Below are 24764 nucleotides of genomic sequence, written 5' to 3' on the forward strand. Positions count from 1 at the left end.
GGTGGAGAACTACGTCGTGGCTAAGGTACTCAGGCTGCCACTGTGACTGTTTCTCCCGAGAGCTGTCGCGCGAACGCGGCCTCAATCGGCTCAGCCTCCCGGTGACGCTTGATTTCCTCGAAGAATAACTGCGCTTCCGGGTAACCGAGCTTCAGGTAGGCCAGCCATTGTTTGATACGGTTGCCCAGGTATTTTGCCGGATACTCTTCACGCGTCGTGCAATAGTAATCCCACAGCACCGCGACCACGCGCTGCCAGGGCATGGGGGTGTAGGGTTCGCCGGCACAGAAGGCTTTGACTTGCAGTGGCAGGTCGGGTCGGGCCAGCAGGCTGCGGCCGAACATGAAGGCGTCGCAACCGGTGACTTCACGGCAGCGCTCGAACTCCGCCACCGTCCAGATATCCCCGTTGGCAATGACCGGGATCGACAGCTGCTGGCGAATCTCGCCGATATATTCCCAGTAGGCAGGCGGACGGTAGCCGTCGACCTTGGAGCGGGCATGGACCGCCAGCTCGCTGGCGCCACCATTCTCCGCGGCGCGGGCATTGTCCATGTAGCTGGAGCGGTCCTGGTAGCCGAGGCGGATCTTGGCGGTGACCGGGATGCTGGCCGGCACGGCACCGCGCACGGCACCCACAATGGCTTCCACCCGGTGGGGGCTCTGCAGCAGGCAGGCGCCGCCATCGCTGTTGTTGACCGACTTGGCCGGGCAACCAAAGTTGAGGTCGATGGCCTTTGCCCCGGCCGCCACCGCGCGTGCAGCATTTTCAGCCATGGCTTCCGGATTGCCGCCGAGGAGCTGCAGGCGCACCGGGGTCCCGGTCGGGGTCAGGGCGCCGCGGTCGAGCTCGGGGCACAGTCGCTTGAACACCCGTCGCGGCAGGCGTGTGTGGGTCACCCGCACAAACTCCGTCACGCAGATATCGATACCTCCTATCCCGGAGAGCAGGGCGCGCACGTGGTGATCGATGACCCCTTCCATGGGTGCCTGATAGAGGCGCGGTTGCAGCTTTTGTGTCTTATGGGTCATAAAAGGCCGGGATGAAGATTGCGGTATCGGGGCTATGAGGCGTCTATTTTAACACTGCCCGAGTGCCCGCCGTAATATCCTTAACCATCGGGTTCAATGGTGGTATCGACAGTAATTATTGCAGTGGAAACGGTCTTTTATCGTTGCGCGTGTAACTAATAACTGTTTGATTTTAAAAGGTTGTTGTAACGATAATAGCGGCCGCTTTCGCGGATACAGGGGAAAATAGTGCAAGAGACGCTACTACAACAGGGACTGGATATCACATTGTTCGGAATGGGGATTGTTTTCTCCTTCCTGCTCCTGCTGGTGATCGGCACCGGCATCATGTCCCGCATCATTGTCCGCAACTTCCCCGAGGCAGAGCCTGTCCCCTCCACGCGCCCGAGTGGCCTGGGCGACGAAGCGCGGCTGCGTGCTATTGCCAAAGCAGCGATCGAGCAGCACCGCAAACGGCAAAAATAAAATAATGCCGGCAGGCAATCGCAAGCAAAGCAGCCCTTCACAACAATTATCGAGAGAGAAGACTCATGACTGAGGTAAAAAAGCCCTTGGGGATTACCGATGTGGTCCTGCGCGACGCGCATCAGTCACTTCTGGCAACCCGCATGCGACTGGACGATATGCTGCCGATCGCTGAAAAGCTCGACAAGGTGGGTTTCTGGTCCCTCGAATCCTGGGGTGGGGCTACCTTTGACGCCTGTATCCGTTATCTGGGCGAAGATCCCTGGGAGCGCATCCGCGAGTTGAAAAAGGCGATGCCGAATACGCCTCAACAGATGTTGTTCCGCGGGCAGAATATTCTCGGTTACCGGCACTATGCCGACGACGTGGTGGAAAAGTTTGTCGAGCGCGCCGCCGAAAACGGCGTGGATGTTTTCCGCGTATTTGACGCCATGAATGATATGCGCAACCTGCAAACTGCGTTGCGCGCTGTCAAGAAGCAGGGCAAGCATGCCCAGGGCACGATCTCCTATACCGTGAGCCCGGTACATACCATGGATCTCTGGGTGGACCTCGGGCGCCAGCTGGAAGATATGGGCGCCGATTCCATCGCCATCAAGGACATGGCGGGCCTGCTGCGGCCTTACGAGGGCTACGAGCTGGTCAAGCGCCTGAAGGAAGCGGTGGATATTCCCATCCATATGCAGTGCCACGCCACCACCGGTCTCTCCACCGCTACGGCACTGAAGTGCATTGAGGCCGGTATCGACAATGTGGACACGGCCATTTCCTCCATGTCCATGACCTACGGCCACAGCCCGACCGAAACCCTGGTGGCCATCCTCGAGGGAACCGATCGCGATACCGGGCTCGATATTGAGTTGCTGGAGGAAATCGCGGCCTACTTCCGCGAGGTGCGCAAGAAGTACGCCAAATTCGAAGGTTCCCTGCGGGGCGTGGACTCCCGGATCCTGGTGGCACAGGTGCCCGGTGGCATGCTGACCAACATGGAAAACCAGCTGCGGGAGCAGGGGGCAGCCGATCGGCTGGACGAGGTGCTGGAAGAGATTCCACGTGTGCGTGAAGATCTCGGCTTTATCCCGCTGGTGACGCCGACCTCCCAGATTGTCGGTACCCAGGCCGTATTGAACGTGCTGACCGGCGAGCGCTACAAGTCAATTTCCAAAGAGACCGCCGCTGTCCTCAAGGGTGAGTACGGCTCCACGCCGGCGGAAGTGAATAAAGAGCTGCAGGAGCGGGTTCTGGAGGGTGCCGAGCCGGTGACCTGCCGCCCGGCGGATCTGCTATCCCCGGAACTGGACGATCTGAGCGCAGAACTGCAGGAAAAGGTCAGCGCTGACAAAATCGACCTGGAAGAGGGCGATCGCAAGATCGATGACGTCCTTACCTATGCACTCTTCCCGCAGATTGGCCTCAAATTCCTGAAAAACCGCAATAACCCGGGCGCTTTTGAGCCAGTTCCCACCGGTGCGGCCGAACACGCTGTGACCAACGAGAGCGGCGAGGGGGTTTACACGGTCACAGTCGAGGGCAAGAGCTACAGCGTGACCGTGGCTGACGGCGGCGATGTCACCAGCATGGCGCCCGCATCTGCCGCGCCGTCCACGGGCAGCGCACCGGCACCGACCAGCGGCGGCGAGCCGGTTTCCGCGCCCCTGGCCGGCAACATCTTCAAGGTGCTGGTGAAGCCCGGTGATGAGATCACCGAGGGCCAGACCATCGTCGTGCTCGAGGCGATGAAGATGGAAACCGCGGTGAGCGCCCCACGCTCCGGAACGGTCAGCACCGTGGCGGTGAAAGAGGGTGATTCTGTGGCAGTGGGTGATGCCCTGCTGACGATCGCCTGAAGGCCTTGAAAGGAGTCGCTCGTGGATAATCTTCTGAACCTCTGGCAATCCTCTGGCGCCTACCAGATGGCGTCCGGGCAATTTGCCATGATCCTGGTGTGCCTGGGGCTGCTGTTCCTGGCCATCCGCAAGAACTTTGAGCCGCTGCTGCTGGTGCCCATCGGCTTTGGCGGCATTCTCGCCAATATCCCTGGCGCACACCTGGCCCTGTCTGCGGCTGAGACCGCGGTGGCGGTGGGTGACAGCGGCGTGCTGCTGCAGCTGGCCCAGTTGCTTGGCCTGGAGAACCTGGCTTCCACCACCGCTATGAAAGAGGCGCTCGGTAACGCACCCGCTTCCGTTCAGGCGCAGGCAATGGCGGTTGCCCAGGATGCGGGATACAACAACGGCATGCTGTACAACTTCTACACCGTGGCTATTGCGTCCGGTGTCGCGCCGCTGGTGATTTTTATGGGCGTTGGCGCCATGACCGACTTCGGTCCCCTGTTGGCGAACCCCCGCACCCTGTTCCTTGGCGCTGCGGCCCAGTTTGGTATTTTCGCGACAGTGTTGGGTGCGGTGGGACTCTCCGCCGCGGGAATCATGGACTTCTCCATCGCCGACGCCGCCGCCATCGGTATCATCGGTGGTGCCGACGGCCCCACGGCGATTTATGTGTCTAGCCTGTTGGCGCCGGACCTGCTGGGTGCCATTGCCGTGGCCGCCTACTCCTATATGGCACTGGTGCCCCTGATCCAGCCGCCCATCATGCGCGCCCTTACCACCCCTGAAGAGCGTCGCATCGAGATGGTACAGCTGCGCCATGTGACCAAGCGGGAGAAAATCACCTTTCCGCTGCTGCTGTTGATCCTGGTGGCGCTTTTCCTGCCGGACGCGGCTCCGCTGCTGGGAATGTTCTGTTTCGGCAACCTGATGCGTGAGTGTGGAGTGGTTTCGCGCCTGTCCGATACCGCCCAGAACGCGCTGATCAATATCACCACCATCTTCCTAGGGCTGTCGGTTGGTTCGAAACTGGCGGCGGACAAGTTCCTGGATCCGAAAACGCTGGGCATCCTGGCGCTGGGCATCGTGGCATTTTCCATTGGCACCGCCGCTGGCGTGCTGATGGCCAAGCTGTTGAACCTGTTGAGCAAACACAAGGTGAATCCCCTGATCGGTTCCGCCGGTGTTTCTGCGGTACCCATGGCGGCACGGGTCTCCAATAAGTTGGGGCTGGAAGCCAACCCGCATAACTTCCTGTTGATGCACGCCATGGGCCCGAATGTGGCCGGTGTGATCGGCTCCGCGGTGGCCGCCGGTGTAATGATCACTATGGTCCGGGCCATGACCGGCTGAGAAAAGCGGTCTCGTACCAGCAGCAAGAGCGGGCTTCGGCCCGCTTTTTTTATTACCTGAGTCCGCTGGTATCAGCACGGCGGTGACTTGCTGGTCGAGAGGGTGTCAGGGGACGGTCACAGCCGTGGTATCATGGCTGGGTTTTTTGTTCACAGGGGCGCCAGCGGTCGCCCGGAGGAGAGGTAATGTCCTGGTTGGGAGCGGGTATTGGCGCCGGCATCGGAATGGTCTTTGGCGGGCCCATCGGCGCGGCGCTTGGCGCCTGGATAGGCAGCTCGTTTGGTTCCGGGCTACGCAATGTGGGTAATGCCGCAAAGCTCAATCGCGATGGCGCCCAGGCAGTTTTTATCGTCACCCTGTTTTCGATGCTTGCCAAGATGGCCAAGGCCGACGGGCAGGTATCCAAGGCGGAGGTCGACCTGATTGACGACTTTATCAGGAACAATCTGCGTCTCGGTGCCGAAGAGCGGGCGGAAGCCATCCGTATCTTCCAGAACGCCAAGAGTGATTCCTACAGTATTTACGATTACGCGCAGCAGTATCGCCAGCTGGTGCGCAACCAGGCGATGCGCGAAGTGGTATACCGCCTGTTGTTTGCGGTGGCTCACGCCGATGGGCAGCTGCACCGTGCGGAGGAGGAAATCCTTCGCAAGATCCCCTCATACCTCGGTTTGCACGAATCCATCTTTGCGGCCATGGCTGCCGAATTCGGCCAGCGTAATTCCGGTTCTGCAATCAGCCTGGAGCAACACTATGCGGTGCTGGGCTGTTCTCCCGATGTGACCGACAGGGAGCTGAAGCTGGCTTACCGCCGCAAGGCGGCGGAATTCCACCCGGACAAGATTGCCTCAAAGGGATTGCCCGAGGAGTTTCTGCGTCATGCGGAAGACCAGATGAAAAGTGTTACGGTGGCCTACGAGACCATTGTCGCGGCGCGTAAGCGTTCCGCCACCTCTGAGACAGCCTGATTGTTCTCTTTTTAATTCCCGTGTGTACTGGAATCTATCTCTGGTGCAACCAGCAGTAAGGGAGGGTCCTATGAGCCTTGCGAAACAGATTGAGGAAAAACTCGCGGCGGAGTTCGCCCCCGAGCATATAGAAGTGCAGTGTGAAAGCCACCTGCACAATGTGCCGGCGGGTTCCGAAATGCATTTTCGCGTGGTACTGGTTTCTGAGGAATTCAATCAGTTGCGCAAGGTGCAGCGTCACCAGAGAGTGTACGGTGTGCTGGCGGAGGAGATGGCAGGGCCGATCCACGCACTGGCATTGCACACTTTCAGCCCTGAGGAGTGGCAGGGCCAGGCACCCGATAGTCCGCAGTGTCTGGGCGGCAGCAAGAAGTCCTGAGCCCCTTTTACACGCCTTTATTAGTTTTAACTTGTTCGCAGGGGTCGCCAGCACTCCTGCGGCAGGTGTCTCCGTAGCGTCCTGTTGCCAGAACTGCGCCTCCAGTCCTTTCCAAAGGCATTCAATCACTCTTCACATTCACTCCGGAATGCTTCTTTTGCCGGTGGAGTCGGAAAGGCTCATGCCGATATCGATTGCCGTCCTTTCGTCGTGTAATTAACCAGCACGCAGCGGTTCATTGGGGGCTCGCTGTCGGTTACCCCTTTATTTTGGGTGAAAGAGGCGACTTTTTTTCCTGTCTGTAACCTGAACTCACCGAAGAAAAAGGCGACATAAAAATAAAAAGCGCGCCAAAAAAAGCGAGCATACGCCACAGCGGCGCAAAAGTTCCACAACGGGGCAGTGAAATTGGGTGTTTTTTCTACAGCTGTTTTTTTTGGTGTCTATGCTGAAGGTGATTGGGTTAATTGCTGTTCAATTTGCCGAATATCAATGGAGTATCACCTATGAAAATGACGCGCATTCTGACACCTCTGGCCCTTGCTGTATCCGCCATGGTTGGAGCGCAGCAGGCACTCGCAGGACCTTCGGGTTATGCACCGCCCATGCCCTCGGGTCCGGCCCCCATCTATGAAGCTGGCACTGTAGTGTTCCGCCTCGGTGGTGCCTACGTCGACCCGGACGATACCTCGGTCAATCTTCGCAACCCGGATATTTTCCCCGAGTACGAAGGGCTGCGGTACGACCTGGACTCTGAGTGGTCCTGGCAGTTCAGCGCCATGGTCATGCCGATCGATCACTTTGGTATCGAGTATCAGTATGACGGTGAGTCAGGCCATAGCCACGATGTCCGCTTTATCAATACGGATGGCGATGAGTTCCTGCGTCGCAAGCTGGACAACAAGGACCTCGACAGAACCACCCAGTTGCTCACTCTGAACTGGTTCCCGGTCTGTAAGGAATCCTGGATCCAGCCTTATGTTGGCTTCGGTGCTGTCTACACGGACTTTGACAGCGTAAATACCAGCGAAGTCATCAATGAGTACCTGGCGGACAATGCCGATGCCATCGGTCCCGCCCGCTTCAGCATCAATGATAGCTGGGGCTGGACTGGCCAGGTGGGTGTGGACATTATCCTCGGACGGGAGAGCAACTGGCTGGTGAACGCCGCCGTGCGCTACGACGATACCGAGCTCGATGCCCAGCTCAATTACGCGGTCGAAGGCTTGACCCAGGACGATCCGCAGGAAACCCGTACGTTCTACAACTCGGTCAGATCCGAGTTTGATCCGGAGCCGTGGGTGTGGACTGTTGGTGTGGGCTACAAGTTCTGATAGCTCATACTTCCAAGGACGGAGAAAAGGCGCTTCGGCGCCTTTTTTCTTGTCTACTGAATCTCAAGACTTATGGGGCTTGAAGTGGATGTTACTTTCCCCAGCCGCTCGCTCCTATCGATTGCTCGGGAAAGCAAATTGTGCACCTTCGCGGATATCGCTGGCTGGCCAGCGCTGGGTAACGGTCTTGCGCTTGGTGTAGAAACGCACTGAATCCGGGCCATAGGCGTGCAAGTCTCCAAACAGGGAGTGCTTCCAGCCGCCGAAGCTGTGGTAGGCGACCGGGACCGGTAACGGTACATTGATCCCAACCATGCCGATTTTAATGTTGTCGGCAAAGTAGCGCGCGGCCTCGCCATCGCGGGTGAAGATACAGGTGCCATTGCCATATTCATGGTTATCGATGATTTGCATCGCTTCCTGCATCGTATCGACCCGCATGACGCAAAGCACCGGGCCGAAGATCTCGTCGGAGTGAATGACCATGCCCTCCTTGACCCTGTCGAACAGGCAGGCGCCCAGGTAGTTGCCGTCCTCGAAGCCCTCGACCACGAGACCGCGACCGTCGACCACAAGCTCCGCTCCCTCCTCGACACCCCTGGCGATATAGCCGGTGACTTTTTCCAGATGGGCACGGGTGACCAGCGGGCCCATATCGTTGGAGGTATCGCGGCCATCCCCGACCTTCAGTGTGGCGATCTGGGCCTCGAGTTTTTCTACCAGCGCGTCGGCCGTTGCATCACCGACCGCGACCACAACAGAGATGGCCATACAGCGCTCCCCGCAGGAGCCGTAAGCCGCGCCCATCAGGGACGTGGCGGCATTGTCGAGGTCCGCATCGGGCATCACGATCGCGTGGTTTTTGGCGCCGCCAAAGGCCTGTATCCGCTTACCGGAGGCGCATCCGGTGGTATAGATATGCTCGGCGACCGGCGTGGAGCCAACGAAGCTGACGGCCTGCACCCGCTTGTCGGTCAGCAGCGTATCGACCGCCTCCTTGTCACCGTTGACCACATTCAGCACCCCCGCCGGAATCCCCGCCTCAATACCCAGCTGGGCGATAAACAGCGCGGCGCTGGGATCCCGCTCCGACGGTTTCAGTACAAACGTGTTGCCACAGGCAACCGCCATCGGCCACATCCACAGTGGCACCATGGCCGGGAAGTTAAAGGGCGTGATCCCCGCGCAGACACCCAATGGCTGGAACTCACTCCAGGAATCGATCCCCGGGCCAACGTCCCGACTGTGCTCCCCCTTGAGCACTTCTGGCAGCGAGCAGACATATTCCACATTCTCGATGCCGCGCTGTAGCTCCCCCATGGCATCATTCAACACTTTGCCGTGCTCACGGGTAAGCAGCTCACAGATTCTGTCGGCGTTCTGTTCGAGCAGGTCTTTCAGGCGGAACATAATGCGCGTGCGTTTGATGGGGGGCACTGCACGCCATGCGGGAAAGGCGGCTTCAGCGGTGGCGATGGCCTTTTCGACCGTGGCTTTGCTGGCCAGGCAGACTTTTGCCTCCAGCTGGTTGGTGGACGGATTGATAATTTCCTGGGTACGTGGGTCTTCGGCGAGTTTTTCCCCGCCAATGAAATGCCCGATGGTCTGCATGGTTGACTCCCTCCAATGGTCGGCACGCGCGCTGTGGCGCTGAGCGGCCTCGCTCTCTATTGTCAGAATTGCCCGAAACTTCCATGGGGACTGAGCACCAGCCTATCTGGCGCCAGTGCCGAATGACGGTAACAGAGATAGTAGGCTTCCGAGAGTATTCCGTCACGCGGTCCCTGCGCGGTTCGAGTCCGCTGAAGTCGAGGGCGCAGTGACTAAGCGCCCCTGGCTTCAGGATGCAACATTTGCAGGGTGGATCCCGGGGAGAGGTGGATAGGGTGGCTGGCCGCTAGGCGGTCGGCTCGCGGGAAAAGTCTCGCAACACCGCCAGAAAATCGTCGCCAAACCGCTGCAATTTGCTGTCGCCAATACCCGATATGGACAGCAGGGCCTCCGGGGTCTGTGGTCTGACGGCGAGCATTTCGCGCAGGGTGGCATCGTGGAACACGACATAGGGGGGCACGCCTTTTTCGTCTGCCAGCCGTTTGCGGCATGCACGCAGGGCCTCCCAGAGTGGCGCATCGGCCGGATCGATATCGGCGGCAGAATTGGTTGTTCGGCTTTCCGTTTGCCTGGAGCGGCTGGGCAGCTTGCGCAGCTGGATCTTTTCTTCCCCGCGCAGCAGCGAACGGCAGGCTTCCGTGAGCTGTAGGGCACCAAACGCCTCACTGTTGACCTCAAGGTAGCCGCGCACCACCAGCTGGCGTACCACACCGCGCCAGTCCGCCGTACTCCGGTCGGAGCCAATACCATAGGTTGAGAGCTGGTCGTGTCCGAACTTCAGTACTTTTTCACTGGTACTGCCCCGCAACACATCGATGACGTGGGAGGCGCCAAACCGCTGTCCAGTGCGGTAGACGCAGGAGAGAAGCTTGGCGGCGGCCTCGGTGCCGTCCCAGGTCTGTGGTGGCTCCAGGCAGGTGTCACAGTTGCCGCAGGGTTCGGGTAGCTCCTCGGCAAAGTAGCGGAGCAGTGCCTGGCGACGACAGGTGGTGATCTCACACAGCCCCAACATCGCGTTGAGTCGGTTACGCTCCTGGCGGCGGTGCTCGTCACTGCCATCGGAATTGGCGGCCATTTGCCCCAGTTTGACGACGTCTTCCAGGCCGTATAGCAGCAGTGCGGTGGCCGGGTCGCCATCCCGTCCGGCGCGGCCGGTCTCCTGATAGTAAGCCTCGATGCTCTTGGGCAGGTCCAGGTGGGCGACGAAGCGGACATCCGGCTTGTCGATACCCATGCCGAAGGCGATGGTGGCCACCACGATCACCCCATCCTCGCGCAGGAAACGCCGCTGGTGTTCGGCGCGCAGATCCGCCGGCAGGCCGGCGTGATAGGGCAGCGCCTTGAAGCCCTGCTGGCACAGCCAGTCAGCGGTGTTTTCCACTTTGTTGCGGGACAGGCAGTAGACAATCCCGGAGTTGCCGGGCTGCTCGCTGCGGATAAAGTCCAGCAACTGTCGGCGCGGGTTGTCTTTCTGTGCGATCCGGTAACGGATATTGGGGCGATCGAAACTGCTGACGAAGTGGCGCGCGTCGGCCAGGTCCAGGCGCTGGGCGATCTCCGCACGCGTGCGGCGGTCGGCGGTGGCGGTAAGGGCGATACGCGGCACCGAGGGGAACTGCTCATGCAGGCAATTCAGGTGCAGGTAATCGGCCCGGAAATCATGGCCCCACTGGGATACGCAGTGGGCCTCGTCGATGGCAAACAGCGAGAGCTGCACCCGCTGCAGCAGTTCGAGGGTGCGCGGTTGCAGCAGTCGCTCCGGGGCCAGATAGAGAAGGTCCAGCTCCCCGTCCAGCAGTGCCTGCTCAATCTGCTGGGCCCGTTCCGGAGGCAGGGAGGAGTTGAGGAAGGCGGCGCGGACACCCGCCGCACACAGTGCCTCCACCTGGTCCTGCATCAGCGCGATCAAGGGCGAGATCACGACGCCGCAGCCCTCGCGGGCCAGTGCGGGGATCTGGTAACAGAGCGACTTGCCGCCGCCGGTGGGCATCAACACCAGGGCGTCGTGGCCGCCCATCACCGTATCGATGATCTCGCGCTGCGGTCCGCGGAACTCGGTGTAGCCGAAGGTATGTTCAAGTATGGATTGTGGGGAGCTCATGGCGGCGCAGTATACCTGCTCATGAGTTTCTGCGTCGGGCTTGTGGCTGCCTGATCGTGACCGGGCAGGGCAATTCTGGCGCCTCAATTTCCGCCCGCCAAATCCTGTTGGCAGCGATTGTGTCTATAATCCTGCCACCACAGACATAGACAAGGATAAGGCTATGCGTGCGCTAATAAGGATGTTGTCTTGGCTGCTGGTGGTTGGTCTTGCAGGATGCGCGACCGGAACCCCGCAGAATCTGCTGCAATCAGACCGTGCCGATACCCACCTGGGCTGGCAGCCTGCCCCGGAAAACCAGTTGGCCTATTCGGTGGCGACCGCCAGCGGTATTGCGCGCCTGGCGCTGGATCCATTGCCGGAAAACCTGGACCGGGTCACTCTGGATTTACCCGGCATGCAACGGGTCGAGGGGGTGCAGTGGCGCGGGGATGACGGCAAGAGCGCCATGCTCTATTCCGGCGGGGCGGGGGAGCAGGGGGTAACGCTGGAGCAGCGCCGCCGGGGATTTCGCCTGCGTATCGATGGTCCCGCGCTGGATTTGATCCGCGTGGGGGGATTGCTCACCGTAGTGGACTTTTACCGCGGCTGATCCGCCGCGGTGCTGTCCGGACTTTGACCAAAGCCCAGCCCCCGGGGGCGGATCAGATATAGCCGCGGCCAGAACTTGCCCGTGACCCAGAGGCCGTCTCGCCCCCGATCCCAGGCGATGCCATTGGCCACCACATCGGGGTGCTGCGATCCCGGTTCCAGCTCCTGAAGATCGACGGTGCCCCGCACCTCGCCGCTGTCCGGGTCAATGGCGACGATACGTTTATCCTGCCAGATATTGGCCCAGACCAGCCCGTGGGCGTATTCCAGTTCGTTGAGTAACGACCACTGCTCGCTGCCTCCGTGTACCCGCAACTCTCTCCGGATGGCGAAAGTGTCCGGATCGCGGAAGGTAAGGGTATCGGTACCATTGCTCATGATCAGCTGCTCGCCATCGCTGGTGAGGCCCCAGCCCTCGCCGGCATAATAGCGCCTGCCGAGGGGCGCCATGTCGGACCGCCGATAGACCTGTAACTCGCCGGCTTTGTAGGTCAGCAGGTAAATACGCTCGCCCAGTACCGTGAGGCCCTCGGCAAAGCGATCCGCGGCCAGCCATTTACGCCTTACGGGGCGGGCCGTCGGGTCGGTATACTCGGCAAGCCAGGAGCGGCCAAACAAGCCGCTGCTCTCCCACCAGCGCTCCCCATCGAAGAAGAGTCCCTGGGTGAAGTGGTCGTCGGGCCTATCCCGCTGCTCCAGCAATGAGTAATCCATTTCGGGGACGGGGTCGGCCGCTGCGGCGGCCGCCACTGCACCGGAGAGGGTGAGGGACGGGAGAGCCAGAAGCATTGCGGTGATCGCCCGGCGGGCGCGGCGACAGAATTCCAAATCAGGCATTTCAGGCATGATGACCAGAGTAAAAACGTTCGTTACCTTGACCCTGCTCGGCGGGCTGGCGGTGGTGCTGCCGCTCGCCATCTTCATATTGCTGTTCCAGTGGCTGTTCGGGCAGGTCAGCGAGCTGGTGGCACCGGCGGTGCACTGGTTCGAGGCCCAGACCGGCTTCAAGAATACCGTTGCCCGGCTGGCGGTGATAGCCCTGATTCTGGGCGGTTGCTTCCTGATCGGCCTGCTGGTGAAGACCGGTGTCGGTGGTTGGCTGCATCGTCACATGGATCACTGGCTAGGGCGCCTGGCGCCCGGATACAACACCATCAAGGATCTCGTGCTGCAGTTTATCGGCGGCGGCGCTGGCGAGGGGGTGCTCTCGGGCCCGGTGGCCCGGGTGCGTATTCTCGGCGTTGATAACCCGCTTTCCGTCACCGCGATCGTGACCTCGCGACACGATAACGGGGATTTCACCGTTTATGTGCCCACCGCACCGGTGCCCACTTCGGGTTTTGTCTATCACGTGACTGCCGATTGCGTCGAAATATTGCCCGATGTCACCGTGGAGGCAGCGATGAAATCCATTGTGGCCTGCGGCAGCGGCAGCGGGCGCTTACTGGCACAGCCGTCAGAGGAGGCTGCGCTGAGCTAAGCCGGGTGTTGGCAGTATCCCGTCGCTACCGCTGGCGATTCTTGCCCAGGTCGCGAATGGCAAAACGTGCCGGGTGCAGTGCCCGTGCCAGTTCTTCAGTGACCGGCATCGGTTCACCGCTGATCCAGCCGGCCAGCACCTCGGCGGCCAGCGGCGCATAGGTGAAACCGCGTGACCCAAGGCCGCAGAGGGCGAACAGCCCGGGAGGGTAGTGGCAGCGCTCCGGGATCAGCGCTTTGCGGTTGCGGCGCAGGAAACTGTAGGTGCTGCGCAGTGATTCCCAGTCGGGTAGCGGGCCGGCCATGGGCAGGTAGTCCGGGGTCGCGGCGCGCACCGCGGCGCGGCCGGTAAGCGACTGGGTCGCGAAATCCTGTGCTGCCCGTGGCATCAACTGGGCCAGCATTTCCAGATTCTCCCGGTGTTCCTCTTTCCGCAGTTCTGTTCCGGTCTCCTTCAGTTTGAAGGTGGCACCAAAACTTTGCTGTCCACGGGATGCCGGTGCCACATAGCCGTCGCCACAGATTGCCGTGCGCAATCGGGCTGACTCTTCCGTGGCGTGGGCGATGGAGACCTGGCCGCGGATCGGCCGCAATGGCAGAGCCGCCGCCTGGGTAAACCCCGGTGCCTGGTGCGCACAGCAGATCACTACCCCATCCGCCTCGTAGGGCTCGCCACCGGCCCGGTGCAATTGCCAGCCCCTGCCACTCGGACTGAGGTGGTCGATCTCTGCCCGGCAATGCAGCCGAATGTTGGGATGGTCCAGCAGTGCTGTGCACACGTTGGCAGGTTCAAGCCAGCCCGCGCGGGGAAAATAGATTCCGGAGTAGGGCAGGGACAGGCCCGCGAGTTCCGAGGCGCGGGCGGAGTCCACTGGCTGGGCCAGGGCCTCCGCGTCGAGGGGGGCGAGCCAGTGGCGCAACTGCTCGTGCAGCTCCTCTTCCCTGGTTCCCTGGGCCAGCTGCAGCAAGCCGCAGGCATGAAAGAATTCCGGGCAATGTCTCGGGTAATAGCGCAGTGCAAACAACAGCGCATGCAGGTTGAAGTCGCCGTTTGGACCCGGGCGGTGGGACATTTTCGCGTAGAGAATGCCCTGCGCATTGCCGGAACCGCCACGGCCCGGAGCCTCGCCGCGCTCGAATACCGCAACCTGATAACCACGTTCCGCCAGCGCGCGGGCTGCAGTGGCCCCGGCAATGCCGGCGCCGATGACGGCGATCTCGGTGCCTGCCGGCAGCGCATTGTGATGGCGAGGCAGGTGCCAGGGGGTAGCAGTTGGGTCGGCGGCGGCATGGGAGGCCAGTCGGCCGCGCAGCATTTCCCGTTTGCGTCCGAAGCCCGGCACCTTCTCCAGTTCGAATCCCGCCGCTTTCAGGCCCCGCTTGACCAGGCCGGCACAGGTAAAGGTGGCAAAAGTGGCCTGGTCTGCACTGAGGAGGGCGATGTTGCGGAACAGCGCATCGCTCCACATCGCCGGGTTTTTCGAGGGGGCGAAGCCATCGAGAAACCAGGCATCGACCTGCCGATCCCGAATGTTGTCCCCGAGCCGCAGGGCGGCGAAGCTCTCGCTGGCCTCGCCAACCACCAGCGTCAGGGTGACCCGGGAAAACCGCAATCGGTGGACACCGGCAGCGAGCAGGGGCGGATAGGCCTCCAGCAGCTGCTCCGCCAGAGGCTGCAGTTCGGGCCACAGTGCCAGGGCGCGGGTCAGGTCGGCCGCGCGCAGCGGATACTTCTCAACCGAGATAAAGTGCAGGTGTGCGTCAGTGGGCGCCTCTCGATGCCAGAGCTGCCAGGCGGCGAGAAAATTCAGTCCGGTGCCAAAACCCGTCTCGCCGATGGTGAAGGTGTCACCGGCGGCGAGTGCCCTCCAGCGTTCTGCCAGCTGATTCTGCTGCAGGAAAACGTAGCGTGTCTCCTCCAGGCCGGACTCGCGAGAGAAGTACACATCGTCGAAGGCGCGGGAGAGCGGTTGGCCGTCTTCCCGCCAGTGTATATCCGCGTGGGGGTGTTCCGTGCCCATGTTGCCGGCCTGTTATTCCTGCAGGCCGAATTCGCGCATGACCTGTGCGCACCAGCGGTCCAGCCGCTCATCACTGAGATCGAACTCATTTTCATCATCGAGGGCCAGGCCGACAAACTGGCTGCCGTCCGGGGTGAGCCCTTTGGACTCCTCGAACTGGTAACCCTCTGCCGGCCAGTAGCCCACGGCGCGGGCACCGAGCGCGACAAGCTGTGCATGCAGATATCCGAGGGCATCCTGAAACCACTGCGGATAACCCTCCTGGTCACCGAGCCCGTAGAGCGCCACCGTCTTGCCGGAGAGGTCCAGTTTCGCCAGCTGATCCCAGATATTTTCCCAGTCTTCCTGGAGTTCTCCGTAATCCCAGGTGGGGATGCCGAAGATCAGGAAGTCGTACTGCTGGGCCAGGGCGATATCGTCTTCCGCTACGTTGTGCAGGTCGATCCATTCTCGACCAATACGATCGCGGATCTTTTCCGCAGTCATCTCGGTGTAGCAGGTGCTGGAGCCGTAAAAGAGTCCGATCGGTGCGAGCATAAAATATCAGTCAGCGGTTACTTTCTGGGATGCCTGTTCGGGTATCACTGGGGTTTGGCGCCGGCAAAATCCAGCTGGCGCCACGCCTCGTAAACGACCACGGCCACGGCATTGGAGAGGTTCATACTGCGGCTGTCCGGGCGCATCGGTATACGCAGGGTGTGTTCGTCCCCGAGCAGGTCGAGAAATTCCTGTGGCAGGCCACGGGTCTCCGGGCCAAAGACGATGGCATCCCCCGGGTGGTAGGTGACGGCGGCATGGCTGCGCGTGCCACGTGTGGACAGGGCAAGAACCCGCTGGGGCTGCTCTGACTCCACGAAAGCGGCCCAATCCCGGTGGCGTTTGACCTGACTGTACTCTCCATAGTCGAGCCCGGCGCGCCGCAGGCGCTTGTCATCCATGGCGAACCCGAGCGGCTCGATCAGGTGCAGCTCGGCGCCGGTGTTGGCGCACAGCCGGATGATGTTGCCGGTGTTGGGGGCGATTTCCGGTTGGTAGAGTACGATTTTGAACATGCCGTCCGCAGGGTGGCCCGGTCGGGGCGGTCGTCTTGAAAGGGAGGCGTCATGGCGCCCCCCGGATGCGGCGCGAATTATTCCACAGTTAGGTGGCGGAAGCGATTTCCTCGCAGTCGATCTCTACTCCCAGTTCATCGGCGATGGCATCCAGCTCTTCCTGCAGGCCCTCCAGGTCCATGTTTTCGGACACGCTGATGGTGCAGTTGGCTGTAAACAGGGGTTCGCCGCTCCAGGGAGTGCTGTCGTAGCCGGTTTCAAGTTGCTCCAGGTTGAGCTCTCGCGCCGCCAGCGCGCGGGAAATTTCCCGGACAATCCCGGGACGGTCGTTGCCGACCAGTTTCAGTTGCACTGTCTGCAGGGCGCCAGCCGCCACTGCGCGGGCATCCTCCACCTGCAGCTTGAAGCCCTGGGAGGCCAGGGCGTCCAGTCCATCTTTTAATCCCTGGGCGCTTTCCCCGGGCACACTGACGCGCAGGATGCCGGCAAACTTTCCGGCAAAATGCGCCATGCGACTGTCCTCCCAGTTGCCGCCGTTTTCTGCGATCACGGCGGAGAGTTTCTCCACCACGCCGGGCTTGTCGTCGCTGATCAGTGAAATGACGAGGTGCTGTTGCATGTGGTATTCCTTCGCTGCAAAACAGGGTTACACTGCCTTGCATTGTAGCCACTGGCGCTGCTTCTGATAATAGGGTGAGATTGCAGCAGAGACTGATCCGGTCAATGAAGCCGCAAGTAACAGTCATGATATAGGTGGGCGCCCGTTGCGCTACGGCGCCTGCTTTGGCAGCGGGAATTTCGCCCGGCGAAAGGTGAGAGGGAAACCAACATGAAGGTGCACGCGGATCTCTGCGTAATTCCCCTGGGTGCGGGCGTATCGGTGGGTCAGTATGTGGCCGAGTGCCAGCGTGTGTTGCGCGACTCGGGGCTGACCCATCAGCTGCATGCCTACGGGACCAACATCGAGGGAGACTGGGACGAAGTCATGGCGGCAATCAAACAGTGCCATGAGCGGGTGCACGCTCTTGGAGCGCCGCGTATCAGCACGACGCTCAAGTTGGGAACTCGGACAGATCGCGCGCAGTCCCTTCAGGATAAAATCGACAGCGTGAAATCGAAACTGGATCAATAACCAATGACTCTCAGGAGGGGGGCAATATGAAGCTGAAAATGGTAATGATGGGCCTGGCGTCGGCAGCGCTGGTATTGGCGGCCGCCGGTTGCGCGGAAAAAGAAAACGCTGAGATGGAAACCGCTGCAGCAGAGGAAATGCAGGCACAAAGCGAAAGCGGCAGCATGGACAGCATGGATAGCCAGGCAGCGGACTCACAGGCAAACGGTGCTGAGCAAGCGCAGGCTGGAGCCTCATCGCTCGACGACGTGATAGCCGGTGATCACCGCACGGCCAAATACGCTGAGCGCGACCAGTACCGTCGCCCGGCGGAGACACTCAAATTTATCGGAATCGAGCCGACCATGACCGTGGTCGAAATTGCGCCCGGTGGCGGCTGGTATACCGAGATTCTCGCTCCCTACCTCAAAGACCAGGGCACCCTCTATGCGGCTCACTTTCCGGCGGACAGTGAGGTCAGCTATTACCAGCGCTCCCTGAAGGCGTTCAAGGAGAAGCTGGCAGCGGACAAGGAAAACTATGGTGAAGTGATCCTGACCGAGTTTGATCCCGCCGCAGGTAGCGAGATTGCTCCCGCCGGCAGTGCCGATGCCGTCGTGACCTTCCGCAATGTGCACAACTGGATGCGCGGCGAAAATGAGCAAAAGGCGTTCGAGAACTTCTTTGCCGCACTGAAGCCCGGTGGTGTATTGGGTGTGGTCGAGCACCGTGCGAAGCCGGGTACCAGCCGCGAGGATATGATCAGCAGTGGCTATGTTACCCAGGACCATGTGGTGAAGATGGCCGAGCAGGCGGGCTTCGAACTGGAAGAGGCCAGCGAGATCAACGCCAACCCGAAAGATACCGCGGACCACCCGAAAGGTGTCTGGACCTTGCCGCCTTCCCTGCGCCTGGGTGACGAGGACAAGGACAAGTATCTCGCCATCGGTGAGAGCGACCGCATGACTCTGCGCTTCCGCAAGCCGGCTGACGCGGACAGCGCAGACCAAGGTTGACTCTCAGGATGAGAATCCGGGTGGCCACAGGTTAGAATAACGCTTTCTGATCTCTGGCCACCTGACGCTGTACCCACGATGCGCATTCCCCACGACCAACTCGATCCCGATACCCTGCAGAACCTGCTGGAAGAATACGCCACCCGCGACGGCACTGATTATGGTGAGCGGGAGGTGAGTCTCAGTGACAAGGTCGCCAGTCTGCGCCGGCAGCTTCGCTCCGGCGAGGTAGTGATCTGGTTCGAGCCGGGGGAGGAATCCGTCAACCTGGTGCTGGCGGAGGATCTGACCGGCCATGAGTGAATGGCTGATCGATCGGCCCGCAGGTGCGCCGCGGGCCCGCTTCCTCTTCGCCCACGGGGCGGGAGCCGCGATGGACAGCGACTTCATGACCGCGCTGAGTGGGGATCTCTCCCGGCGGGGCATTGAGGTGGTGCGCTTCGAGTTTCCCTACATGGTGGAGCGGCGCAACACCGGTAAACGCCGTCCCCCGAATCCGATGGCGCAGTTGCAGGAAGCGTTTACGGCGCAGATTGATCACTGGCTCGGTGTGGATGATCGGCTGCCGCTGTTCATCGGTGGCAAGTCCATGGGTGGACGGGTGGCCAGCCTGCTGGCAGATGCCCGTTTTACAGCGGGGGAGTTGCAGGGGCTGGTTTGCCTCGGTTATCCCTTTCACCCGCAGGGCAAGCCGGAGCGTCTGCGCACGGAACACCTGGCGGACCTGCAGTGCCCTGCGCTGATCGTGCAGGGCACCCGGGACCCTCTGGGGAATGCCGGGGAAGTGGCCGGCTACTCTCTATCGGCGCAAATTGCGATCACGTGGCTGGAAGATGGCGATCACGACTTCAAGCCCCGCAAGGCCAGCGGTTTCACCCGCGAGGGCCACTGGGCGGCTGCGGCGGAGCGAGTGGCCGACTTTATTCAGCTGCGGCCTCCAGAATCGTGATGCGCTCATCGTCTTTGAGCATGGGTTTCAACAGCGCCATCTGACCGCGACGTTCTTCGCTGGTATACCAGTGCTGCCAGTGCAGGTCTGACTGCCACTTGGACAGGGTAAAACGGCGCAGCGGGTTCTCCTTGGCGGTAAAGGTCTGGCCATCGATAAAGCCCACGGTGCGGTAGGCGTGGTTCAGTAACTTGCGCGCTGCCTGCTCATAAGTGGACTGCATATCGGGAGCGATCTCCCGCTCGATCAAAACGTAAATCATCTTTTACTCTTCAGTCACTGTTTGACTCGATTCTAGCGCGGAGTCTCGGCCCGGTAAGAGGCGAATTGGCCGCGTGACTCGGCAAACTTGCAGGTGACGATTTATGGCAATTGCCGGACAATAGCGCCATGAAACCAGATCACACTCTCGATGCCCGCGGCCTGCTGTGCCCGGAACCCGTTATGATGCTACACGCCGCGGTGCGTAAAGTCGCTCCCGGTGAGGTATTGCAGATGTTGGCGACAGACCCTTCCACGCAGCGGGACGTACCCAAATTCTGCCAGTTTCTCGGTCACGAGCTGGTGGAACACCGGGAAGAGGAAAACGAGTTCGTATACTGGATCAGGAGAGGCGAGGCCTAGAGCGGGCGGGGGCATGCCCCCGCCGTGTGCGCATGGTGTGGTCTTTTTACTCGGAGTCAGGGCGCAGTGACAAGCGCGGCGATGGCGGCCAGCGCCTCCGGATCCTCCGATTTGATCTTGTTGGCAATATGGTGCTGGAAGAAATAGCGGAACTCCCGCGCTTCCTGGGCCGGGTAAAGGCACAGGTCACCCGGTAGCACCGGCGTGGTCTCGACGTGGTCGTGGTCGATCAGCATGCCGTGTATCTCCCCGCTGGCATAAAGCCGCCAGCTCACCACCTCGGTGAGGGTCAGGTTTTCCCGGCTGTCATCCATAAACACCGCATGGGTGCCGATGGTATCCGGAATCTCCTGCAACACCTCTTCGGCCTTGCTGCTTTCGTATTCGAAGTATTCCGCCGCAGTCTCCAGCTCGACGATCTTGTGGATAGGGGGTTCTTGGAATATCTCTTCGATGCCCGGGTCGTAGTACCCCTCAAAGCGCCCGTCGAGGGGATCCTTGATCTCAGGGCAGGGGACGATGGAGTTGAGCCAGGGGACGAGTCCTACAATCTCGCCATTGGCTCGCAGGCCCCAGCACAATATCTTGAGGCTGTAGAGGTCGGATCCACTGGAGCTGTTGGAGTAGAGCATTTCCAAGCCATCTAGCTCCGGCGACAGGCGGATAAAGCGTCTGCTCGCTGAAGTTTCGATCGGCTCGCCGGTGAAGAGGTCAACCACATTGCTGTAGCGGTGGTCGGTCATGGAGCACCTCCTTGCAGGGCCGGTTGTGGTGCAGGAGGGCGTTGTACTGCTTATTCCCCCCTGGGGAACCCGGTTGCAGGGCAGGGCCCCTTTTCCGGCGTCCCTGTCCCTAAAGGTATATGTTGCCCCCCTGAAATACAATACGGGATTTCGCTGTCGCCGCAGGCCAAACCTTTGGCTGCTGTGGCGTGGGCTTGCACTCCCGGGGGCCGTTGTTATAGTTCGCGCCTTCCCCTCGACTGACAGTACCGACCAGAGCCCGGAGCTTCCCTTGCAAAGCCTGTCCAGTGCAGCCGAACCAGCCACCGCAGCAGAGGTCGCGGCCCGTATCAGCGCCGTGTTTGATCGCTGCTTCGCGGATAGCCGGGGCCTGAATACACGGCTCTGCGGCGGGCACCCGGAACCCTTCTACCGGCCTGCGGGCGGTGACTGCCCGTTTCATCGGGTCGAATTCACCCTGGATTACCCTGCCAGCGCCCTGCACGAGGCCGCACACTGGTGCGTGGCCGGTGCCGCGCGGCGTCAGCAGCCGGACTACGGATACTGGTACGCGCCGGATGGTCGCAGCGAGGAGCAGCAGCGATTGTTCGAGCAGGTGGAGGTGAAGCCCCAGGCGCTCGAGTGGATCTTCTCGCGGGCCTGTGGCCTCAGGTTCCGGGTCAGCGCGGACAATCTGGCGCTGGGCCTGGGGCCGAGCGATGACTTCAAGGCCGCCATCTTCGAGCAGGTGCTGACCTATTGCCGACAGGGTCTGTCCGAGCGTCCGCGGCAGTTTGCTGTTGCCCTGGCAGTGGAGTTCGGGCGGCCGCAGCCGTTCTGTGAATTACAGTATCGGCTGGCAGACCTGACATGAGCGGAGTGGCGCCAGCAGTACACAGTGAAAGGCCCGTGCTCCTGGTGGACGCGTCGGTCTATATCTTCCGTTACTACTTCGCCCTGCCGCCCAATTGGGAGAGTCGCAGTGGGTATCCCACCGAGGCTGTGTACGGGTTTACCAACTTCCTGTTAGACCTGCTGCAGCGGCGCCCATCCCATATTGCCTGTGCGTTTGACGAGTCCCTGGGCAGTTGCTTTCGCAACGAACTCTACCCGGATTACAAGTGCAGCCGCGCACTCCCCGACGAAGCCCTGGCGTTCCAGCTGGCCGCCTGCCGGACTATGGCCGAGGCGCTGGGCATTGCCAGTTTTGCCAGCGAGCGTTTCGAGGCAGACGACATCCTGGCAACCCTGACCCGCCTCCTGCGGGAGTCTGCGCCGGTGATTATCAGTCGCGACAAGGATCTTGGGCAGCTTCTCGACAGGGGGGCGGCTTCGCTGTGGGATTTCGCCGCCGATCGCCATACCGACCGCGACGGTGTGCGTGCGCGTTTCGGCGTGGCGCCCCGCCAGATTGCGGATTTCCTGGCCCTGGTCGGCGACAGCAGCGATGACATTCCCGGGGTGCCCGGCGTCGGGCCCAAGACCGCCGCAGCCCTCCTGCAGCATTTTGATTCCGTAGAGGCCCTGCTGGCGGACCCGGGCGCTGTAGCCGGGCTCGCGGTTCGCGGAGCCAGGGGGCTCTCCAGCAAGATCGAACAGTATGCGGAGCAGATCATGCTGGCAAAGCGGCTGGCCACCCTCGACGAGGCTGTTCCGCTTGATGTAGAGCCTGGTGACTTGCGATGGAGCAGCAAGGAGCCGGAGCTGGCCCAGGCGCTGGCGGACGAATTCGGCATCGGTGGGCTCAAGTCTAAAATCGAACGGGTATTGATGATGCAGGCCACAGAGCCGGCGGAGGACGCGTGAGAGAAGGAAAGGTCAGGATTGTCGCCGACGAGAATATTCCGGCGGTGGAGCAATATTTCGGCGATCTGGGCAGCATCCAGCGCTTGCCGGGGCGCACCATGACCCGCGAGCAACTGCTGGACGCCGACGTCTTGTTGGTGCGCTCCGTTACCCCGGTCGATCGGGAGTTACTGGAAGGTACCCCGGTGGCCTTTGTGGGCAGTTGCACCATCGGTACCGATCATCTGGATACCACCTGGCTGGACCGGCAGGGAATCCCCTGGAGTGCCGCGCCGGGCTGTAATGCCAATTCCGTGGTCGAATATGTTTTCTGTGCCCTGGCGGCCCTCGGGAGGGACTGGCGTGGGCAGCGATTCGGAATCGTTGGCTGCGGCAATGTTGGCGGTCTTTTGCAGCGGCGGCTGCACGGTCTCGGCATCGAATGCCGGGTCTATGATCCCTGGCTGCAGGGCAATGCGGATCTTGCCACGCTTGATGAAGTCATGGCCCAGGATGTGGTCTGCCTGCACGCACCACTGGTAAAGGATGGCCCCCACCCCAGCCTGCACATGGTCGACGCCGAGCATCTTGCGGCAATGAAAGAGGGTGCAGTCCTGATCAGCGCCGGTCGCGGGGCTGTGGTGGATAACAGCACGTTGCTTGCACTGCTCGAACGGGGCAAGCCGCTCACCACTGTACTGGATGTCTGGGAGAATGAACCGGAAATCAATACGGCGCTGCTGGCAAAGGTGGATATCGGCACCCCGCATATTGCCGGTTACAGCCATGACGGCAAGCTCGCCGGCACACGCATGGTGCGTGAGGCGCTCTCCAGCGCACTGGGGTTGCCGACCATCTCAGAGGATGCAGAGGTGAAAGGAGAGATACGGGAAGAGTTGGGGAGAGAGTTTGGGGCCGAGACGCAGTTGCGCACCCTGGCTCCGTCCAGGGCCGGCAAAGATTTGAAGAGCGACTTTGACCTGATGGCGGACCTGTTACTGCAGATGTACGATCCGCGGGCCGATGATCGCCGCCTGCGGGCTGCAGCAAATGCGCAATTGCCCCTGGCACAGGGGTTCGACCGGTTGCGCCGGGAATATCCGCGCCGGCTGGAGTTCTCCCACTATCGCGCCGGAGCAGCGGGTCTTGATACTGAATCATGCCGACAACTGGAAATACTGGGGCTCAAGTGGAACTGAAGAAACTCGGTCTGGTGATCAATCCCTGGGCCGGTATTGGTGGCCCGGCCGGGCTCAAGGGCAGCGACGGGGCGGAAACCGTGCGCAAGGCGCTGGAAGCGGGTGTAGAGCCGCGTGCACAACAGCGTGCTGCCACTGCGCTTGAGGCCCTGCACGAATTCCGGGACCAGGTAGAGATCCTCTGCTTTGCCGGCAACATGGGCGAGGACACCGCCCGCGCCGCTGGATTCAGCGTTGATGTCATCGGTGCCGCAGCGGCTGATCCATCGACACCAGAGGACAGTGAGCGCGCGGCCCGTGAGATCCGCTCTGCCGGTGCCGACCTGATCGTGTTTGTCGGCGGTGACGGTACTGCCCGCAACATGGTCAATGCCCTCGGGGCGGACTTCCCGGTACTCGGCATCCCCGCCGGGGTGAAAATGCATTCCGCGTGTTTCGCCATCTCCCCCAGGGCAGCCGGGGAGGTACTGCGGCGCTTGCTCGCGGCCGAGCTGGTGGACCTGCGCGAGCATGAGGTGCGGGATATCGACGAGAAGTCCTTCCGTGAAGGGCGGGTGAGTACCCGCTACTACGGGGAACTGTTGGTGCCGGAAGAAGGTCACTTTGTGCAGGCGGTGAAAAATGCCGGCCGCGAGGTGGAAGAACTGGCGGTGGCGGATATCGCCGCGGAAGTGGTGGAAGACATCGAGCCGGAAACCCTCTATGTGGTTGGGCCCGGTTCTACCACCCTGGCGGTGCTGAACGAATTGGGATGCGAGGGCACCCTGCTGGGGGTGGACCTGCTGCTGGATGGCAAGCTTCTGGCAAAGGATGTCAGCGCCCGTGAAATCGAGGCGGAACTGGCGGACCACCAGGGTCCGGCCAAGATCATTCTCACTGCCATCGGCGGTCAGGGGCATCTGATCGGACGCGGCAACCAGCAGTTTTCACCGGCGGTGCTGCGCGCAGTGGGGCGTGACAACCTGATCGTGGTGGCCACCAAGACCAAGGTGACCGAGCTCGGGGGAAGGCCGCTGCTGGTTGATAGCGGTGATGCGGAACTGGACCGGGACTGGAGCGGCTTTATCCCAGTGATCACCGGTTATCGCGATGCCATCCTGTACCCGTTGAGTAACGGGGATTTATAAGAATTTGCAGTTGGAAG

General features: G+C 61.2%; 27 protein-coding genes. 17 read left to right on the forward strand and 10 right to left on the reverse strand.

Going from position 1 to position 24764, the window contains the following annotated elements:
- Positions 1-29: 29 nt before the first annotated feature.
- Entirely contained in the window at positions 30-1031 is a 1002-nt protein-coding gene (locus AWR36_RS15435) for a tRNA dihydrouridine synthase (protein WP_067087174.1), read from the reverse strand.
- A gap of 228 nt (positions 1032-1259) precedes the next feature.
- On the opposite strand from AWR36_RS15435, the gene AWR36_RS15440 reads away from it, so the two are divergent.
- From AWR36_RS15440 to AWR36_RS15465, 6 genes are all read left to right on the forward strand, one after another.
- Complete coding sequence (locus AWR36_RS15440) at positions 1260-1496, forward strand: OadG family protein (protein WP_067087178.1); 237 nt, start codon at positions 1260-1262, stop codon at positions 1494-1496.
- A 65-nt stretch (positions 1497-1561) separates the two neighbouring features.
- Positions 1562-3343 carry a sodium-extruding oxaloacetate decarboxylase subunit alpha gene (gene oadA / locus AWR36_RS15445; RefSeq protein WP_067087184.1) on the forward strand — a complete coding sequence of 594 codons (1782 nt, stop codon included), beginning with the start codon at positions 1562-1564 and terminating at the stop codon, positions 3341-3343.
- A gap of 21 nt (positions 3344-3364) precedes the next feature.
- Positions 3365-4678, forward strand: a complete 1314-nt coding sequence (locus AWR36_RS15450) for a sodium ion-translocating decarboxylase subunit beta (protein WP_067087187.1) — start codon at positions 3365-3367, stop codon at positions 4676-4678.
- Between the two features lie 185 nt (positions 4679-4863).
- Positions 4864-5646 (forward strand): co-chaperone DjlA, encoded by a 783-nt coding sequence (gene djlA, locus AWR36_RS15455; protein ID WP_067087191.1) that lies wholly within the window; start codon positions 4864-4866, stop codon positions 5644-5646.
- Positions 5647-5716: 70 nt separating this feature from the next.
- Complete coding sequence (locus AWR36_RS15460) at positions 5717-6025, forward strand: BolA family protein (RefSeq protein WP_067087195.1); 309 nt, start codon at positions 5717-5719, stop codon at positions 6023-6025.
- A 506-nt stretch (positions 6026-6531) separates the two neighbouring features.
- The gene (locus tag AWR36_RS15465) at positions 6532-7359 is read left to right on the forward strand and encodes an OmpW/AlkL family protein (RefSeq protein WP_067087198.1); all 828 of its coding nucleotides are present in this window, start codon (positions 6532-6534) and stop codon (positions 7357-7359) included.
- A gap of 114 nt (positions 7360-7473) precedes the next feature.
- On the opposite strand, the gene AWR36_RS15470 is transcribed toward AWR36_RS15465, so the two are convergent.
- A complete protein-coding gene (locus tag AWR36_RS15470; RefSeq protein ID WP_067087202.1) occupies positions 7474-8970 on the reverse strand; it encodes a CoA-acylating methylmalonate-semialdehyde dehydrogenase in 1497 nt (498 codons plus the stop codon).
- A gap of 286 nt (positions 8971-9256) precedes the next feature.
- Positions 9257-11071 carry a DNA helicase RecQ gene (recQ, locus tag AWR36_RS15475; protein WP_067087205.1) on the reverse strand — a complete coding sequence of 605 codons (1815 nt, stop codon included), beginning with the start codon at positions 11069-11071 and terminating at the stop codon, positions 9257-9259.
- Between the two features lie 163 nt (positions 11072-11234).
- Here recQ and AWR36_RS15480 point away from each other — a divergent pair, with 163 nt between their 5' ends.
- Positions 11235-11663 (forward strand): hypothetical protein, encoded by a 429-nt coding sequence (locus AWR36_RS15480; protein ID WP_141398545.1) that lies wholly within the window; start codon positions 11235-11237, stop codon positions 11661-11663.
- On the opposite strand, the gene AWR36_RS15485 is transcribed toward AWR36_RS15480, so the two are convergent.
- Positions 11651-12499: a glutaminyl-peptide cyclotransferase gene (locus tag AWR36_RS15485; RefSeq protein ID WP_067087402.1), complete on the reverse strand. Its 849-nt coding sequence runs from the start codon at positions 12497-12499 to the stop codon at positions 11651-11653. The two genes, AWR36_RS15480 and AWR36_RS15485, sit on opposite strands and share 13 nt — an antisense overlap.
- A 7-nt stretch (positions 12500-12506) precedes the next feature.
- On the opposite strand from AWR36_RS15485, the gene AWR36_RS15490 reads away from it, so the two are divergent.
- A complete protein-coding gene (locus AWR36_RS15490) occupies positions 12507-13142 on the forward strand; it encodes a DUF502 domain-containing protein (RefSeq protein WP_231745367.1) in 636 nt (211 codons plus the stop codon).
- 25 nt (positions 13143-13167) lie between these two features.
- Here the strand turns inward: AWR36_RS15490 and mnmC are convergent, their stop codons facing one another.
- The 4 genes from mnmC to AWR36_RS15510 form a co-directional block, all read right to left on the reverse strand.
- A complete protein-coding gene (mnmC, locus tag AWR36_RS15495) occupies positions 13168-15162 on the reverse strand; it encodes a bifunctional tRNA (5-methylaminomethyl-2-thiouridine)(34)-methyltransferase MnmD/FAD-dependent 5-carboxymethylaminomethyl-2-thiouridine(34) oxidoreductase MnmC (RefSeq protein ID WP_067087216.1) in 1995 nt (664 codons plus the stop codon).
- A 12-nt stretch (positions 15163-15174) separates the two neighbouring features.
- On the reverse strand, positions 15175-15699 hold the full coding sequence (gene fldB, locus AWR36_RS15500) for a flavodoxin FldB (RefSeq protein ID WP_067087219.1): 525 nt from the start codon (positions 15697-15699) through the stop codon (positions 15175-15177).
- Positions 15700-15743: 44 nt separating this feature from the next.
- The gene (gene trmL, locus AWR36_RS15505) at positions 15744-16214 is read right to left on the reverse strand and encodes a tRNA (uridine(34)/cytosine(34)/5-carboxymethylaminomethyluridine(34)-2'-O)-methyltransferase TrmL (protein WP_067087223.1); all 471 of its coding nucleotides are present in this window, start codon (positions 16212-16214) and stop codon (positions 15744-15746) included.
- A gap of 88 nt (positions 16215-16302) precedes the next feature.
- Positions 16303-16833: a glycine cleavage system protein R gene (locus AWR36_RS15510; protein ID WP_067087226.1), complete on the reverse strand. Its 531-nt coding sequence runs from the start codon at positions 16831-16833 to the stop codon at positions 16303-16305.
- 210 nt (positions 16834-17043) lie between these two features.
- On the opposite strand from AWR36_RS15510, the gene AWR36_RS15515 reads away from it, so the two are divergent.
- From AWR36_RS15515 to AWR36_RS15530, 4 genes are all read left to right on the forward strand, one after another.
- A complete protein-coding gene (locus AWR36_RS15515) occupies positions 17044-17346 on the forward strand; it encodes an MTH1187 family thiamine-binding protein (RefSeq protein WP_067087229.1) in 303 nt (100 codons plus the stop codon).
- Positions 17347-17372: 26 nt separating this feature from the next.
- Positions 17373-18341, forward strand: a complete 969-nt coding sequence (locus AWR36_RS15520) for a class I SAM-dependent methyltransferase (RefSeq protein WP_096866679.1) — start codon at positions 17373-17375, stop codon at positions 18339-18341.
- 78 nt (positions 18342-18419) lie between these two features.
- Positions 18420-18644 (forward strand): YheU family protein, encoded by a 225-nt coding sequence (locus AWR36_RS15525; protein ID WP_067087232.1) that lies wholly within the window; start codon positions 18420-18422, stop codon positions 18642-18644.
- Positions 18637-19290 (forward strand): alpha/beta family hydrolase, encoded by a 654-nt coding sequence (locus AWR36_RS15530; RefSeq protein WP_067087235.1) that lies wholly within the window; start codon positions 18637-18639, stop codon positions 19288-19290. The genes AWR36_RS15525 and AWR36_RS15530 overlap by 8 nt, the downstream gene beginning before the upstream one ends.
- On the opposite strand, the gene AWR36_RS15535 is transcribed toward AWR36_RS15530, so the two are convergent.
- A complete protein-coding gene (locus AWR36_RS15535; RefSeq protein WP_067087238.1) occupies positions 19262-19552 on the reverse strand; it encodes an antibiotic biosynthesis monooxygenase family protein in 291 nt (96 codons plus the stop codon). The genes AWR36_RS15530 and AWR36_RS15535 overlap by 29 nt on opposite strands.
- A gap of 128 nt (positions 19553-19680) precedes the next feature.
- On the opposite strand from AWR36_RS15535, the gene tusA reads away from it, so the two are divergent.
- Positions 19681-19914, forward strand: coding sequence for a sulfurtransferase TusA (gene tusA, locus AWR36_RS15540; RefSeq protein ID WP_067087240.1), 234 nt, complete (start codon positions 19681-19683; stop codon positions 19912-19914).
- Between the two features lie 56 nt (positions 19915-19970).
- Here tusA and AWR36_RS15545 read toward each other — a convergent pair whose 3' ends face one another.
- Positions 19971-20657 (reverse strand): hypothetical protein, encoded by a 687-nt coding sequence (locus AWR36_RS15545; RefSeq protein WP_067087243.1) that lies wholly within the window; start codon positions 20655-20657, stop codon positions 19971-19973.
- Between the two features lie 271 nt (positions 20658-20928).
- Here AWR36_RS15545 and AWR36_RS15550 point away from each other — a divergent pair, with 271 nt between their 5' ends.
- The 4 genes from AWR36_RS15550 to AWR36_RS15565 are packed head-to-tail and all read left to right on the forward strand — an operon-like array spanning position 20929 to position 24747.
- Positions 20929-21510 carry an elongation factor P hydroxylase gene (locus tag AWR36_RS15550; RefSeq protein WP_255353989.1) on the forward strand — a complete coding sequence of 194 codons (582 nt, stop codon included), beginning with the start codon at positions 20929-20931 and terminating at the stop codon, positions 21508-21510.
- A gap of 35 nt (positions 21511-21545) precedes the next feature.
- Complete coding sequence (locus AWR36_RS15555) at positions 21546-22442, forward strand: 5'-3' exonuclease (protein WP_231745368.1); 897 nt, start codon at positions 21546-21548, stop codon at positions 22440-22442.
- Complete coding sequence (locus AWR36_RS15560; protein ID WP_067087247.1) at positions 22439-23620, forward strand: 4-phosphoerythronate dehydrogenase; 1182 nt, start codon at positions 22439-22441, stop codon at positions 23618-23620. Before AWR36_RS15555 ends, AWR36_RS15560 begins: the two co-directional genes overlap by 4 nt.
- The gene (locus AWR36_RS15565; protein WP_231745369.1) at positions 23611-24747 is read left to right on the forward strand and encodes an ATP-NAD kinase family protein; all 1137 of its coding nucleotides are present in this window, start codon (positions 23611-23613) and stop codon (positions 24745-24747) included. The genes AWR36_RS15560 and AWR36_RS15565 overlap by 10 nt, the downstream gene beginning before the upstream one ends.
- Positions 24748-24764 lie beyond the last annotated feature (17 nt).

The organism is Microbulbifer flavimaris (assembly GCF_001641755.2).
Lineage (GTDB): Bacteria > Pseudomonadota > Gammaproteobacteria > Pseudomonadales > Cellvibrionaceae > Microbulbifer > Microbulbifer flavimaris.

Coding starts and splice junctions, on each gene's coding strand:
- AWR36_RS15435 (WP_067087174.1), bottom strand. CDS start 1,031: ATGACCCATAAGACACAAAAGCTGCAACCGCGCCTCTATCAGGCACCC.
- oadA (WP_067087184.1), top strand. CDS start 1,562: ATGACTGAGGTAAAAAAGCCCTTGGGGATTACCGATGTGGTCCTGCGC.
- djlA (WP_067087191.1), top strand. CDS start 4,864: ATGTCCTGGTTGGGAGCGGGTATTGGCGCCGGCATCGGAATGGTCTTT.
- AWR36_RS15460 (WP_067087195.1), top strand. CDS start 5,717: ATGAGCCTTGCGAAACAGATTGAGGAAAAACTCGCGGCGGAGTTCGCC.
- AWR36_RS15465 (WP_067087198.1), top strand. CDS start 6,532: ATGAAAATGACGCGCATTCTGACACCTCTGGCCCTTGCTGTATCCGCC.
- AWR36_RS15470 (WP_067087202.1), bottom strand. CDS start 8,970: ATGCAGACCATCGGGCATTTCATTGGCGGGGAAAAACTCGCCGAAGAC.
- recQ (WP_067087205.1), bottom strand. CDS start 11,071: ATGAGCTCCCCACAATCCATACTTGAACATACCTTCGGCTACACCGAG.
- AWR36_RS15480 (WP_141398545.1), top strand. CDS start 11,235: ATGCGTGCGCTAATAAGGATGTTGTCTTGGCTGCTGGTGGTTGGTCTT.
- AWR36_RS15485 (WP_067087402.1), bottom strand. CDS start 12,499: ATGCCTGATTTGGAATTCTGTCGCCGCGCCCGCCGGGCGATCACCGCA.
- AWR36_RS15490 (WP_231745367.1), top strand. CDS start 12,507: ATGATGACCAGAGTAAAAACGTTCGTTACCTTGACCCTGCTCGGCGGG.
- mnmC (WP_067087216.1), bottom strand. CDS start 15,162: ATGGGCACGGAACACCCCCACGCGGATATACACTGGCGGGAAGACGGC.
- fldB (WP_067087219.1), bottom strand. CDS start 15,699: ATGCTCGCACCGATCGGACTCTTTTACGGCTCCAGCACCTGCTACACC.
- trmL (WP_067087223.1), bottom strand. CDS start 16,214: ATGTTCAAAATCGTACTCTACCAACCGGAAATCGCCCCCAACACCGGC.
- AWR36_RS15510 (WP_067087226.1), bottom strand. CDS start 16,833: ATGCAACAGCACCTCGTCATTTCACTGATCAGCGACGACAAGCCCGGC.
- AWR36_RS15515 (WP_067087229.1), top strand. CDS start 17,044: ATGAAGGTGCACGCGGATCTCTGCGTAATTCCCCTGGGTGCGGGCGTA.
- AWR36_RS15520 (WP_096866679.1), top strand. CDS start 17,373: ATGAAGCTGAAAATGGTAATGATGGGCCTGGCGTCGGCAGCGCTGGTA.
- AWR36_RS15525 (WP_067087232.1), top strand. CDS start 18,420: ATGCGCATTCCCCACGACCAACTCGATCCCGATACCCTGCAGAACCTG.
- AWR36_RS15530 (WP_067087235.1), top strand. CDS start 18,637: ATGAGTGAATGGCTGATCGATCGGCCCGCAGGTGCGCCGCGGGCCCGC.
- AWR36_RS15535 (WP_067087238.1), bottom strand. CDS start 19,552: ATGATTTACGTTTTGATCGAGCGGGAGATCGCTCCCGATATGCAGTCC.
- tusA (WP_067087240.1), top strand. CDS start 19,681: ATGAAACCAGATCACACTCTCGATGCCCGCGGCCTGCTGTGCCCGGAA.
- AWR36_RS15545 (WP_067087243.1), bottom strand. CDS start 20,657: ATGACCGACCACCGCTACAGCAATGTGGTTGACCTCTTCACCGGCGAG.